We start from the raw sequence: 12,785 nt of genomic DNA, 5'->3' as shown, positions 1-12,785 counted from the left end.
GCGGACAGTCCGGTATGGATACCGTACAAATCAGTTTCGGGGTCGTCGTCACGCTGGTTATCGTGGCGCTGTTGTTCGATTTCATGAACGGCTTTCACGATGCGGCGAACTCGATCGCAACCATCGTTTCGACGCGCGTCCTCAAGCCGCACCAGGCCGTGATCTGGGCCGCGGCCTTCAATTTTCTCGCTTATTTCCTGTTCGAACTGAAGGTGGCCGGCACGATCGGCAAAGGCACCATTGATCCGAGCATCGTCGACCACTACATCATTTTCGGGGCGCTGGTCGGCGCCATCATCTGGAACGTCATCACCTGGTATTACGGCATTCCTTCGTCCTCCTCGCATGCCCTGGTCGGCGGCCTGGTTGGCGCGGCGATCGCCAAGGCCGGGATCGGCGGCCTGATCTCTTCCGGCGTGCTGAAAATCATCGCCTTCATTTTCATCGCGCCGCTGCTTGGCTTCCTGATCGGCGGGGCGTTGATGGTGATCGTCTCGTGGATTTGCCGCGACATGGCACCACGCAAGGTGGACAAGCATTTTCGTCGCTTCCAGCTGCTTTCGGCCGCGGCGTACAGCCTGGGGCATGGTGGCAACGATGCCCAGAAGACGATCGGCATCATCTGGATGTTGCTGATCGCTGCCGGCATGTCGACTTCGCAAGACCATATTCCGAGCTGGGTCGTCTTCTCGTGCTATTCGGCGATGGGCCTGGGCACCATGTTCGGTGGCTGGCGCATCGTCAAGACCATGGGCAATCGCATCACCAAGCTCAATCAGCCACGCGGCTTCTGTGCCAACAGCGGTGGTGCCATTACCTTGTTCATGGCGACGGCACTGGGTGTGCCGGTGTCGACGACGCACACGATTACCGGCGCGATCGCTGGTGTCGGCTCGACCCGTGGTGCGCGGCGGGTGCGCTGGGGTGTGGCCGGCGGCATTGTCTGGGCCTGGATCCTGACCATTCCGTGCAGTGCCGCCATGGCAGCCATCGCCTGGTATCTTGGTCGCCTGATTCTCTGACTTGAAAGCGCTTGCCTACCTGTTGTTGCTGGTAGTCCTGGCTGGCTTGGTCTGGCAATTTCCCTTCCTGTGGGAAATTGCCGTTGCCGGTGCGATCGGTGGGGTTTACTGGATTTTTTTCCGGATTCCGCCGGCAAATGACAGTGTCGGCGATTAAGCCGGAATATCCGGTACCAGAATTCCCTCAAGCAGTATGATCCGGTCCTTCAAGGCCAGTTTGCGTTTTTTCAGGCGACGGATCAGCAGGTCGTCAGGTGGCGGATTCGCGATCAGATGGACGATCACCAAGTCCAGATCGCGATGTTCGATCTGTAGTTCGTGCAACTGGGTGCGAATGCTGCAAAACTCTTCGTCACTCAGCGGTTGATTCGACATGCGGATGTCTCCTGGCGGCATACTATGTTTTGCTAGAATAACCCGAAGAACACACGAGAGGAGAGAGGAATGCAACAACTGGTCATCGTTTCGTTTGGCAAGGACAATCAGTACGACTTCAAGGTCAATGGCGCGGCAGCAGCGGTGGATGATGCGCGCAAATGGTTCGACCACGAGTTCACCGCACTCGAATGTGACGTGGCGACGCCGACCGGCAAGATCCTTGCCGTGGACCGCATTCTCAGTGTCGCGAAATACGCCGGCGAAGGGCGCTTCCGTGATCGCGGCACCTGGGCCGAGCAGTTTGCCCGTTATACCGCTGCCATTCTCGGGCGCGACCTGATTCGCGTCGATGTCGAGCATTACAGCATCGGTTATTGATGAACAAGGCGTTTGTCCGGGAAAGCGATGGCGACGATGACGAGGAATTGCTCTCCCCCTCGTTGAAATTGCCGGCCGGGACGCGCAATTACATTTCGCCGGCCGGGCATCAGCGCCAGAAGGATGAACTGGAGCACCTGGTCAAGCGCGAGCGGCCGCATGTCGTCGAGGTTGTTGCCTGGGCTGCATCGAACGGCGATCGTTCGGAAAACGGTGACTACATCTATGGCAAGCGGCGGCTGCGCGAGATCGACCGGCGCATCCGTTTCCTGACCAAGCGCCTGGAAAATGCCGAAGTCGTCGACCCGCTGCGCCAGGGCGACAACGACCAGATTTTCTTCGGGGCGCGCGTTACCGTGGCCGATGCCGACGGTGTCGAAAACACCTACACCATCGTTGGCGTGGACGAGATGGATGTCGCGAGCGGCCGGATCAGCTGGATCTCGCCGCTGGCGCGGGCGCTGATCAAGGCGCGCGCGGGTGACAGCGTGCGCTTCCAGAGTCCGCTCGGGGTACGGGAACTCGATATCATCGAAGTGGTTTATGAAACGATCACCTGATTGGCCGGTCGTATGACCTACATTCCTTCACAGGACTTTACGTCGATCTGACGCAGCGCCGCCGACCGCGGGTTTACAATCGACGACAGTGATTTTTTCAGTACAGGGCATTTGATGAGCGGGCAACTTACACTGATTGCGGCAATTCGTACCGGCCGGCTGAGCAAGGTCAAGGCTGCGCTCGATGCCGGCGCCGGCGTCGAACTGCATGACGGCCAGGGCGATCCCGGCCTGCCGATGGGCATCGCCTGTTTCATGGGCTTGCCCGAGATCGTGCGTGAGCTGGCCGCGCGCGGCGCCAAGGTCAGTCTGGACGACAACGCCCTGCCGACTTCGCCGCTCAACATGGCGATCCGCGGCAAACGCACGGAAGTCGTGCGTACCCTGCTCGAACTCGGCGCCGAATTGCCGACTGGCATGGAGTGCGGTCTGAGCGAGCAGGAAATCATCCTGGCGCAATGGGTGGCGCAGCGCGCCGGTCTGCGCGCCGCACCGGCTGATCACAGCGCCGAGCATCCGGTGGTCGAGGAAATCGAAATGCTGCGCTGTGTCGGCACCGACACCATGGTGCTCGAGGCCGACGCCCTGCGCGCCGCGCAAGACATGCGCTGAGCGGTCGACGCCCGTTTTCGGCGTTTTTTCGTCGGCCTCTTGAATTCCCGGTAGCAGCCCCCATCTCCCGCTCACCTATTTGGTTTGATTGGGAGTTCAAGCATGTCCGAGTCCGCAACTGCAAATCGCGAAACCCTGGGATTCCAGGCTGAAGTAAAACAACTGCTGCAACTGATGATCCACTCCTTGTACAGCAACAAGGAGATTTTCCTGCGCGAGCTGGTGTCCAACGCCTCCGACGCCTGCGACAAGCTGCGCTTCGAAGCGCTCAACAACAGCGCCCTGTATGGCGACGACAGCGATCTGAAGATCCGCGTCTCCTTCGACAAGGCCGCGCGCACCATTACCATTTCCGACAACGGCATCGGCCTCTCGCGCGATGAGGCGGTCGCCCACCTCGGCACCATCGCCAAGTCCGGCACCAAGGAATTCTTCACGGCGCTGACCGGCGACCAGGCCAAGGATGCGCACCTGATCGGCCAGTTCGGCGTCGGCTTCTATTCTTCCTTCATCATCGCCGACAAGGTCACCGTGGTTTCGCGCCGCGCCGGCCTCGAAGCCAACCAGGCCGTGTGCTGGGAATCGGGCGGCGAGGGCGATTACACCGTCGAGATGGTCGAAAAGGCGACGCGCGGCACTGACGTCACGCTGCACCTGCGCGAAGGCGAGGACGAATTCCTTGGCGGCTGGAAGCTAAAATCCATCATCCGCAAATACTCCGACCACATCACCCTGCCCATCGTCATGGAAAAGGAAGAGTGGAACCAGGAAAAGGGCGAGCAGGTCGCGACCGGCGAAGATGAAACCGTCAACCAGGCGAATGCGCTGTGGGTGCGCGGCAAGTCCGACATCACCGACGAGCAGTACAAGGAGTTCTACAAGCACGTCGCGCATGATTTCGAGGATCCGCTGGCCTGGACCCACGCCCGCGTCGAAGGCAAGCAGGAATACACGCAACTGCTCTACATTCCGGCGCGCGCCCCGTTCGACCTGTGGGACCGCAACGCCCGCCACGGCATCAAGCTCTACGTGCGCCGCGTCTTCATCATGGACGATGCCGAACAGCTGATGCCGCTGTACATGCGTTTCGTGCGCGGTATCGTCGATTCGGCCGACCTGCCGCTCAACGTCTCGCGCGAAATCCTGCAGCAGAGCAAGGACATCGATGGCATCCGCAGCGGCTGCACGCGCAAGGTGCTCGGTATGCTCGAGGATCTCGCCGAGAACGACAAGGAAAAATACGCCACCTTCTGGGGTGCCTTCGGCAACGTGCTCAAGGAAGGCGTCGGCGAAGACCACGCCAACAAGGAAAAGATCGCCGGGTTGATCCGGTTTGCCTCAACGCATGCCGATACCGCCGAGCAGACCGTCTCGCTGGCCGATTACATCGGCCGCATGAAGGAAGGCCAGGAGAAGATCTACTACGTCACGGCCGATACCTTCAATGCCGCCAAGAACAGCCCGCATCTCGAAATCTTCCGCAAGAAGGGCATCGAAGTGCTGCTGCTGTCGGATCGCGTCGACGAATGGGTGGTCGGCCACCTGACCGAGTTCGACGGCAAGGCTTTGCAGTCGGTCGCCAAGGGTGGCCTCGATCTCGGCCAGCTGGATGACGAGGAAGAGAAGAAGGAAGCCGAAAAGGCCGCCGACGAGTACAAGGAGCTGATCGAGAAGGTCAAGGCCTCGCTCGGCGACAAGGTCAAGGACGTGCGCGTCACGCACCGCCTGACCGATTCGCCGTCCTGCCTGGTCGCCGACGAGCACGATCCGTCCGGCAACCTGGCCCGCCTGATGAAGGCGGCCGGGCAGCAGATGCCGAATGCCAAGCCGATTCTCGAAATCAATCCGCAGCACGTCGTCGTGCAGCGCCTGAAATACGAAGAAGCCCGTTTCGACGACTGGGCAGCCCTGCTCTTCGAACAGGCCGCACTCGCCGAAGGCGGTCAACTCGACGATCCGGCCGGTTTCGTCAAGCGCATCAACGACCTGATGATGGCTCTCTCGGCCAAATAAGCGAAAACCTGGCGCCCCGCCCGCGCGGGCTGCGCCATACGGTCGACGCCCGTTCAGGGCAGAAAAGGCCGCCGGATATTCCGGCGGCCTTTTCTATTGCAAAGAAGGCGACATGGGAAGTCCTGACTATTACCTTTTTCATATTTTTACTTGCTCTTTTGCATGACCCATCGCAATATCGGCGATACAAGAAAATGGTATTCCCGGAGTGGGTCATGGCTCCGCATGGAACGGCGATGAACAAAATATTGAAGCATGCTGCGTTTCTGGTTGCATTCCAGATGGGGGGGGCGACAGCGGGGTGGTGCGCGGACCTGGTCGAAGAGCTCAGTCTCGAAGACCTGACCAAAACCGAGATCACCTCGGTTGCGCGCAAAACGCAGAGCCTGGCCAGTGTGCCGGCTGCCGCGTTCGTGATCTCGGCGGATGATATTGCCCGTTCCGGTGCGCAGGCTTTGCCTGATGTGCTGCGCATGGTGCCCGGCATCGAGGTCGCGCAGATCGACAATGGCCGCTATGCGGTGACGGCACGTGGTTTCAACGGCCGTTTTGCCAATAAACTGCAGGTGCTGGTCGATGGTCGCAGCATCTATCACCAGACGTTTTCCGGGGTGATGTGGGAGCACGACGTCATCGCGCTCAACGATATCGAGCGGATCGAAGTCATTCGCGGCCCCGGCGCAGCGATCTGGGGCGTCAATGCGGTCAATGGCGTGATCAACATCATCAGCAAGCACTCGGCGCAGCAGGCGGGTGGTTTTGTCGAAACGAGCATCGGCACCCAGGGCAAGCTCGGTCTGTATGGTCGCTATGGCGGCGCGCTCAGTGAAAACACGACCTGGCGGGCTTCTGTGCAGGGGCGCCATGCCGAGCCTTCGAAACAATTCGCGACGGGGACTGATAGCGAGGATCGCCTCGAGAGCAGCCTTTTCGACATGCGCCTCGATCACCGACTGGGCGGTGGCAGCGATCTGGCGGTGTGGTTCAATGCGACGCGTTCGGCGCTGGGCGATCTGATCCGGGTGCCGGTAGCGCCGGGCGGTGTATTCACCGAGAACAGTCGGCAATCCGATGCCAGCCAGGTGCTGGCCGGTCGTTATCGCTGGCTGACTGCAGCAGGTATCGAGTCATCGTTGCAGCTTTCGCTGAACTCATCGTCAATCGAGCTGGAAAAATACTTTCGCGAAGAGCGCAAAACCTATGATCTCGATTATCAGGGGCGTTATACCTTTGCAAGCCATGATGTGCTTTGGGGTTTCAGTCACCGGACTTCGTCGAGCAGCGCGCAGACGCCGGGCAGCCTGATTTCCCTGCGTAATCACGATGTCACGCAGCGTACCAGCGGGGTCTTCGTGCAGGACGACTGGACGCTGATTCCCGAGAAACTCCAGTTGGGGCTTGGCGCGCGCTGGGACAATACCAATATCGGAGGCAGTACCTTCGCGCCCAGTGCGACGCTGATCTGGACGCCATCACGGGTTGATACGCTGTGGGCGAAGTATGCCCGGGCGCCGCGCATGCCGTCGCAGGGCGAAAACAATGTCACGATGTGGACTAATTTTCAGCCCGGGGGGGCCTCGGTTTTTACCCGTGTCGTTGCCGGGACGCAGACGCTTCGGGCGGAAAAGATGGAAGGTCTTGAACTGGGTTATCGGACCCAGTTGTCGTCCGGTTTCAATATCGACGCCTCGGTTTACCGTTACCGTTATAGCGACCGTATTTCGTCTGAGCGGGGGGGGCTTGATGCCAGCGGCTTTCCGAACGTTATCCAGAACGTCAATATCTGCAATTGCTCTGCGGGCTGGGTCAGCGGTGCCGAACTGAGCGCCGACTGGCAGGTGCTGCCGGTCTGGCGCCTGCAGTTGTCGTATGCATGGACGCGGATCCAGATGGATGAGGCTACCGATCCGGTCGTTCAGGCCGATGGTAAACAGACCGAACAGAGCACGCCGCATCATCATGGCTCACTTCGCTCGCAGTGGAATATTGCACCGGACCGGCAGTTTGATGCCTGGTTGCGTGCCTCCGCTGGTTACCAGCGCCTGAATGCGCCCTATACCGAGATGATCAAGGTGCCCGGCTATCTGACGCTCGATTTGCGTTACGCCCAGAAGCTCGGCAAGGATTTCGAAGTTGTGCTCAGCGGCCGCAATCTGGTCGGCCCGACGCGTATTGAATACGTTTCCGACTATGTTGCCTCGGTGCCGGTCAAGGTTGGTCCCTCGCTGTTTCTTTCGACGCGCTGGAAGTTCTGACCGGACATCATGGCTGCTCGCTGGCATTCACTTTCCTCGCGCCTGTTCTTGCTGCTCCTGCTGGCCTTGCAGCCGTGGGGGCATGCATACCCCCAGGCCAATAACGAAAGTCAGCTCAAGGCTGCCTACCTGGTCAATTTCCTGAAATATGTCGATTGGCCGGAAGCGACGCCGACGGCAACGATCTGCCTGTTCGGCCGTGATACCCTCGGCGGCTATCTGGCGCCCTACGAGACGCGCAGCATTGCCGGGCGGGAGTTGCGCATACGGCGGGTAACCGGGCCGGACCAGATGGGCGATTGTCAGCTGCTGTTCATTCCCGAAAGCGAAGAAGCGCGCTACGGCGCCGTCTTGCGCTGGGTGGAGCGCTTGTCGGTACTGACCGTCAGCGATGCCGAGATATTCACACGTCAGGGCGGTGCCATCGCCCTGGTCAGGGCTGAGGGACGTTTGCAGTTCGATATCAATGTGGCGGCCGTCAGTGCAGCCGGTCTGAAGCCCAGTTCGCAATTGATGCGACTGGCCCGAGTCGTGATCGGAGCGGCGAAATGATGCAGATCAAGACCATCCGCCATCGTCTGGCGCTGATCATCGCGACCTCGGTCGGGGTGGGCCTTTTGTTGACCTTCCTGATGTCGATCGGGCTCGAGATCGAGCAACGGCGCGCAAGCAAGCAGAATGAGCTTTTTTCGATGGCCGAAGTGATTGCCTTCAATGCATCGGCGGTTGTCGAGTTTCAGGATATGCCTGGCGCCGAGCGTCTGTTCAGCTCCCTGCAGCAGCATCCGGACATCCAGGCCGCCCGCCTGCTCGGATTGCGCGATACTTTCAGCTACCACTTCGATCGTGGCGGCAGTTTGCCGCTGGAGCAGGTCGGGCTGGGCGAACGGGTTCATGACGTGCCGACGGCCTACCGTGATTTTTCTTCGATCACCGTGGTCGTGCCGATCCGTACGCGCGATGGCATCGTCGGCTCCGTCGCGTTGACTGCAAGTCTGGGCAAGGTCTGGCAGGAGATCGGCTGGAATGCCTTGCTCTTCCTGGTTGGCTTGTTTGTCGCCTTTGTCGCCGCTTTCCTGATTGCCAAGCGCATGCAGGTTTCCTTGCTGGCCGCGCTTGGTTCCCTGACCGAAACGGCGCGGCGGGTTGCTGAGTCGAAGGACTATTCGAAACGCGCGGACAAATACTCGAATGACGAAGTCGGTCAGCTGGCCGATGCATTCAATACCATGCTGGGCGAAATTGCCGATCGGCATCAGGAGCTGGCCAAGTACCGCGAGCACCTCGAGGAGACCGTCCAGCAGCGTACCCAGGCCCTGTCCGTGGCCAAGGAGGGCGCCGAAGCGGCCAATCGTGCCAAGAGCACCTTCCTTGCCAACATGAGTCACGAATTGCGCACGCCGATGAATGCCATCATCGGCCTTTCCTACATGCTTGGCCGCAATAATCAGGATGCCGGGCAGCTCGACAAGCTGGGCAAGATTTCCAACGCCGCCAATCATCTGCTGAGCCTGCTCAACGACATTCTCGACCTGTCGAAAATCGATGCCGAACGGATGGCCATCGAGCGGACGCCGTTCTCGATCGAAACGCTGCTGTCCAATCTCGACAGTCTGATCGTTTCGAAGGCCGAAGCTGCCGCGCTGCGACTCACCCACGATGTCGATCCCCGTCTGGCGAGTCGCCAGTTGCTGGGTGATCCCCTGCGTCTGCAGCAGATATTGCTCAACCTGGTCAGCAACGCAATCAAGTTCACCGAGCGCGGCAGTATCGTGCTTTCCATCCAGTTCCAGGAAGAGCTTGCCGGCGAGGTTCTGGTCGGTTTTTCGGTGCGCGACACCGGGATCGGCATAAAGCCGGAGGCGCTGCAGAAGATCTTCAATCCCTTCGAGCAGGCTGATGGCTCGATGACGCGAAAATTCGGTGGCACCGGCCTTGGTCTGCCAATTTGTCAGCGTTTGGTGCAATTGATGGGCGGGACAGTACAGGTGGCGAGTACGCCTGGGGTTGGCAGCGTCTTCTCTTTTGCCATTCGCCTGCCTGTGCTGCCCGATTCGCCCCGCGAGGCGAGCTTGCCGCCGCTTGCCGGCGTTGATGCCGAGCAACTGCTGCGTAGCGAATTTGTCGGTACCCGGATCTTGCTGGCCGAAGATGACTGGGTGAATCAGGAAGTGGCGCTTGAGTTGCTGCAGCAGGCACTGGGCTTTGTGGTCGATGTTGCCGAGGATGGCGTACAGGCGTTCGAAATGATCAAGGCTGGCGGCTATGATCTGGTCCTGATGGACATGATGATGCCGGTAATGGACGGGGTTGCCGCAACCCGCCAGATTCGCGGCCTGCCGACTGGCGCCACGCTGCCGATCATCGCGATGACCGCCAATGCCTTCCTCGAGGATCAGGCAGTATGCCTGGATGCCGGCATGAATGACTTCGTTGCCAAGCCGGTCGATCCTGCCGTGCTGTATGCCACGTTGCTCAAATGGCTGCGTGCCGGGCGCATGGAAAAGGTCGAGACGGAAGGAGTAGGCATTTGCAGCTGAAGCCAGCACTGTTGTTATGGACTGCCGGTTTCCTCTCGCTATTGAACGGGGGCGGGTCCGTCTGGGCGCAGTCGGAAGATCTGGTCGACTTGCCGTTCGAGGAACTGCTCCGGATGCCGGTTATCCAGACCCCGAAATTTGCCGTTAACGCCGAATTCACGCCGTCGGCGGTTTCCTTGCTGACGCGTGCCGATATCCGCACCTTTGGCTGGCGTACCCTGGCCGATGCCTTGCGCAGTCTGAACGGTTACACCGTGAGCAGCGATCACACCTATGACTACGTTGGCGTGCGCGGCATTGCCGCGCCTGGCGATTACCGCAACCGGATGCAGTTGCTGGTCGACGGCATTGCCGTCAATGAAAACATCTACGGCAGTGCCGCGGTGGATAGCGCCTTTCCGGTCGACATCGATTTGATCGAACAAATCGAAGTCATCCGCGGGCCGAGTGCCTCGGTTTATGGTGGCGACTCCGCGCTGGGCGTGATCAATGTCGTGACCCGGGCCGGCAGCAGCCTGCAGGGAATGGAAATGTCGGCCAGCGCCGGCAGCGGTCGGGCTGGCGAAGGGCGGATCAGCTGGGGAAAACGCAGCGAATCGGGCGGAGATTTTCTCCTTTCCTATACCGGGAGCAGTCTCAACGGTCGACCTCTGGATTTGCCGGAAAATGCCGCGGCGGGCTATGACTCGACCTTGCGCGGGGTCGGCGGTGAGAATACCGGCAAGTTCTTTCTGCGTTATCGCAGCGAAGACTGGCGGGCGACGCTGATTCACTCGGTACGCGACCGGTCGGTACCGACCGGTTCCTTCGAAACCCTGTACAACGACGGTGCCCACCGGGAGGCCGACAACTACACGCTGGCCGAAGTCGGCAAGGACTGGCAACTGAGCCGTGCGACTTCCCTGCATACGCGTCTCTATGCCGGACAGTACGAATACAAGGGCGATTTTCCCTACGATTATCCGCCGCGGGTGCTCAACCGCGATCGTGCCACCGGCCAGTGGTGGGGCTGGGAAAGCCGGCTGTTGAGCACCGCCTGGCAGGGGCATCGCTGGATTGCCGGGATCGAGTACAAGGCGAACGTGCGGCAGGATCAGATCAACGACGATCAGGGCTACGGCTGTTTTGGCGTCGGTACGCAAGCCTGCCTGAATGACCGGCGGCAGAGCGAACAAGGCAGCCTTTATCTGCAGGACGAAATACTCGTCGGTACGGCGACCTATCTGACCCTCGGTACGCGCCTCGACAAGTCCTCGACGACCGCCGCACACTGGAGTCCGCGCCTCGGGCTGGTGCATCAGAACGAACGCGGCGGCATTTTCAAGATGCTTTACGCCACGGCCTTCAGCGATCCGACGGTGTTCCAGAAGTATTACCTGCCGGCGACCTTCGCCTTTGGCAATCCCGAATTACAGCCGGAGCGCATGCGTTCCCTGGAGTTCTCGTGGGATCAGCGGCTCGGTCCGAACAGTCGGTTCAGCAGCTCGCTGTATTTTTCCCGCTTGCAGGACCTGATCGGTATTGCCGCAAGCAGCGGGCATTACGTCAATTACCCCACGATCGACGGGCGCGGCCTGGAGCTGGAGTTCCAGCAGCGCTGGCCGGGCAATGCCCAGTTGCGGGCTGGCTACACCTTGCAGCAGATGCGCCTGAGCGGCGGTACGCTGGAAAACGTGCCGCGGCATGTCCTGCATGCCAATCTGGCGCTGCCCCTGGGGGCGAGCGGCTGGCTGGCCGGTCTGGAAGGGCAGATGCTGAGCCGGCGCAGAACCGGCAAGGACGGTGGCTGGGTGGCCGCCTACGGCGTGGCCAATCTCAACCTGACGTATCGGCCGGTTGGCCAGGCCTGGGATGTCGCACTGGGCATCTACAACCTGTTCGACCACCATTATGCCGACCCGGTGGCGCTCGATACCACGCTGGCCGGTGAGCGCGACCGCATGCCGCAACTGGGACGCAGTTTCCGGCTGAAACTTACCGCCCGCTTTTAAGCAGGCAGTTACGCCCGCTCAGCGGTCGACACGCAAATATCGGCAGTTTTCGTAGTGCCAGGCGCCGGATCGACATGCGTCATCAGGTAAAGCACCGGATGCCGTGCCATGACGTTGAGGCGGGCGTGGTGCGCGATGTCGTGGCCTTCGGTGACCGTCAGTTGGCCATCGATTTCGAGATGCACATCGGCCAGGATCATGTCGCCTGTCTTGCGCGTCTTCAGGTCGTGCAGGCCGAGTACGCCGGGCGTGGCGAGGATTTCGGCAGCGATGCCGGCCACCTGTTCCTCGGTGGCGGCGCGGTCGGTCAGGTCATGCAGCGCATTCCAGGTGAAGCTCCAGCCCATGCGCGCGACCATGAAGCCGACGATCAGTGCGGCAATCGGGTCGAGCAGCGGAAAGCCGAGCAGGTTGCCGCCGATGCCGAGCGCGACGACCAGCGACGAGGCGGCGTCGGAGCGGGCGTGCCAGGCATTGGCAACGAGCATGCTGGAACGCACGCGCTCGGCCACCGCCAGCATGTAGCGAAAGAGCAGTTCCTTGGCGAGCAGGGCGCCGAGCGCAACCCACAGGGCAATGACATGCACGGTCGGGATGCTTTCCGGGGTCTGCAGCTTGTGTGCTGCGGCCCAGATCATGCCGCCGCCGACTGCCAGCAACAGGCTGCCGAGAACAAGCGAGGCGGCGTTTTCATAGCGCTGGTGACCGTAATGGTGATCGTCGTCCGCCTCCTTCTTGCTGTGGTGGATGGCAAGCAGCACGACAAAGTCGGCAACTAGGTCGGACAGCGAGTGGATGCCGTCGGCGATCAGACCCTGCGAGCCGGAAATGAAGCCGGCAATGACCTGGCAGAGGGTGAGAAGTACATTGACGACGACACTGATCCAGGTCGAGCGCTTGCCGGCACGCTCGCGTTCCGGCGTCTCTTCGTCGTTGTCGAGGTCGGCCATGTTCTGGAAGTCGTTCATGTTCTATGCGTATCCATCGTGGAGCCAGGCGAGTACAGAAGGCACGGCCGGAAGCATGGTTGCGTCAT

General features: G+C 60.6%; 12 protein-coding genes. 10 read left to right on the top strand and 2 right to left on the bottom strand.

What is annotated here, in order from left to right:
* The first annotated feature begins 14 nt into the window (after positions 1-14).
* Positions 15-1,022, top strand: coding sequence for an inorganic phosphate transporter (locus KIG99_RS04630; RefSeq protein ID WP_226459075.1), 1,008 nt, complete (start codon positions 15-17; stop codon positions 1,020-1,022).
* 1 nt (position 1,023) lies between these two features.
* Entirely contained in the window at positions 1,024-1,179 is a 156-nt protein-coding gene (locus KIG99_RS04625; RefSeq protein WP_226459074.1) for a hypothetical protein, read from the top strand.
* Here KIG99_RS04625 and KIG99_RS04620 read toward each other — a convergent pair.
* On the bottom strand, positions 1,176-1,397 hold the full coding sequence (locus KIG99_RS04620) for a YdcH family protein (RefSeq protein ID WP_226459073.1): 222 nt from the start codon (positions 1,395-1,397) through the stop codon (positions 1,176-1,178). The two genes, KIG99_RS04625 and KIG99_RS04620, sit on opposite strands and share 4 nt — an antisense overlap.
* A 69-nt stretch (positions 1,398-1,466) precedes the next feature.
* On the opposite strand from KIG99_RS04620, the gene KIG99_RS04615 reads away from it, so the two are divergent.
* From KIG99_RS04615 to KIG99_RS04580, 8 genes are all read left to right on the top strand, one after another.
* The gene (locus KIG99_RS04615) at positions 1,467-1,778 is read left to right on the top strand and encodes a hypothetical protein (RefSeq protein ID WP_226459072.1); all 312 of its coding nucleotides are present in this window, start codon (positions 1,467-1,469) and stop codon (positions 1,776-1,778) included.
* On the top strand, positions 1,778-2,338 hold the full coding sequence (gene greB / locus KIG99_RS04610; protein WP_226459071.1) for a transcription elongation factor GreB: 561 nt from the start codon (positions 1,778-1,780) through the stop codon (positions 2,336-2,338). Before KIG99_RS04615 ends, greB begins: the two co-directional genes overlap by 1 nt.
* A gap of 114 nt (positions 2,339-2,452) precedes the next feature.
* Positions 2,453-2,950 (top strand): ankyrin repeat domain-containing protein, encoded by a 498-nt coding sequence (locus KIG99_RS04605; protein ID WP_226459070.1) that lies wholly within the window; start codon positions 2,453-2,455, stop codon positions 2,948-2,950.
* 102 nt (positions 2,951-3,052) lie between these two features.
* Positions 3,053-4,963 (top strand): molecular chaperone HtpG, encoded by a 1,911-nt coding sequence (htpG, locus tag KIG99_RS04600; protein WP_226459069.1) that lies wholly within the window; start codon positions 3,053-3,055, stop codon positions 4,961-4,963.
* Positions 4,964-5,178: 215 nt separating this feature from the next.
* Positions 5,179-7,218, top strand: a complete 2,040-nt coding sequence (locus tag KIG99_RS04595; RefSeq protein WP_226459068.1) for a TonB-dependent receptor plug domain-containing protein — start codon at positions 5,179-5,181, stop codon at positions 7,216-7,218.
* Positions 7,219-7,227: 9 nt separating this feature from the next.
* A complete protein-coding gene (locus KIG99_RS04590) occupies positions 7,228-7,770 on the top strand; it encodes a YfiR family protein (RefSeq protein ID WP_226459067.1) in 543 nt (180 codons plus the stop codon).
* Positions 7,767-9,758, top strand: coding sequence for an ATP-binding protein (locus KIG99_RS04585; protein WP_226459066.1), 1,992 nt, complete (start codon positions 7,767-7,769; stop codon positions 9,756-9,758). The genes KIG99_RS04590 and KIG99_RS04585 overlap by 4 nt, the downstream gene beginning before the upstream one ends.
* Positions 9,749-11,749 carry a TonB-dependent receptor plug domain-containing protein gene (locus KIG99_RS04580; protein WP_226459065.1) on the top strand — a complete coding sequence of 667 codons (2,001 nt, stop codon included), beginning with the start codon at positions 9,749-9,751 and terminating at the stop codon, positions 11,747-11,749. The genes KIG99_RS04585 and KIG99_RS04580 overlap by 10 nt, the downstream gene beginning before the upstream one ends.
* Before the next feature lie 8 nt (positions 11,750-11,757).
* Here KIG99_RS04580 and KIG99_RS04575 read toward each other — a convergent pair whose 3' ends face one another.
* Positions 11,758-12,717 carry a cation diffusion facilitator family transporter gene (locus KIG99_RS04575; RefSeq protein ID WP_226459064.1) on the bottom strand — a complete coding sequence of 320 codons (960 nt, stop codon included), beginning with the start codon at positions 12,715-12,717 and terminating at the stop codon, positions 11,758-11,760.
* Positions 12,718-12,785: the final 68 nt, after the last annotated feature.

This window comes from Quatrionicoccus australiensis, from assembly GCF_020510425.1.
GTDB lineage: Bacteria > Pseudomonadota > Gammaproteobacteria > Burkholderiales > Rhodocyclaceae > Azonexus > Azonexus australiensis_A.
The sequence above is the reverse complement of the archived record's forward strand: the minus strand, read 5'-3'. Positions and strand labels throughout refer to the sequence as shown.